General features: G+C 64.3%; 1 protein-coding gene. It reads right to left on the reverse strand.

Annotated elements, in window-relative coordinates; all coding sequences use genetic code 11:
- Window positions 1-96: 96 nt before the first annotated feature.
- The gene (locus ACYVDE_RS24170) at window positions 97-729 is read right to left on the reverse strand and encodes a CatB-related O-acetyltransferase (protein ID WP_460504071.1); all 633 of its coding nucleotides are present in this window, start codon (window positions 727-729) and stop codon (window positions 97-99) included.
- Window positions 730-992: the final 263 nt, after the last annotated feature.

Below are 992 nucleotides of genomic sequence, written 5' to 3' on the forward strand. Positions count from 1 at the left end.
CCGGCGACCTGGCCGCCGCCCACACCGGCATGGCCGGGCTGGTGGCCGGCGACATCGTGCAGCACATCGGCCCGGCACTGGCGGAGATTTAATACGCTACTGCTCGGATGCCGCCAGAAACGCGGCTACGTCGCCCGTCAGCAGCGGGGCGAAACGGGTGATTTTCTCAATGGGCCAGTCCCACCAAGCCAGGGCCAGCAGGCGGGCCACGGTATCGGCGTCGAAGCGCATGCGGATGATGCGGGCCGGGTTGCCGCCCACGATGGCGTAGGGCGGCACGTCGCGCGTGACCACCGCGCAGGCCCCGACAATGGCGCCGTGGCCGATGCTGACGCCCGGCATAATGGTGGCCCGGTAGCCTAGCCACACGTCATTGCCCACCACGGTGTCGCCCTTGTTGGGGTAATTTTTACCTGCCATCGCGTCGGCCCAGTCGCCGCCGAACACCGCGAAGGGGTAAGCACTCACGGCCTGGGACAAGTGGTTGGCCCCGTTCATCACGAACTCCACGCCCGAGGCCAGCATGCAGAACTTGCCAATGCGCAGGTGGTCGCCGGTGAAATCGAACAGGTAGCGCACGCGCCGCTGGAAGTTGGCAACGTCCTCAAAATCGTCGTAATACGTGTAGTCGCCCACGGTAATCTGCGGGTGGTCGACCACGTTTTTCAGGAAGCACAGCCGCTCGTAGCCGGCCAGCGGAAACACGGTGGAAGGGTCGACAATAGTCATAAGTAGGAGTACGATAAGGCGGAAAAACCGGGAAACTATGGCTGCACTCGGAGCCCATGCTTCAGCTTGCGCCCGTCAAATAGCTGCCGGATAATGCGCACGCCGAAACGTACGCTACCGGCCAATCAGATATAGCACGGCTGGCACCAGCAGCACGCCATCGGCGAGAAAGGCGAAGAAATAGTCGCTCCGCCGCTCCTCGGCCAGCAAAATAACGGCCGCCGCGGCCAGCGCCGTGAGGCCCAGGCCCAGCGGCGGCACGC

Source organism: Hymenobacter agri (assembly GCF_054778495.1).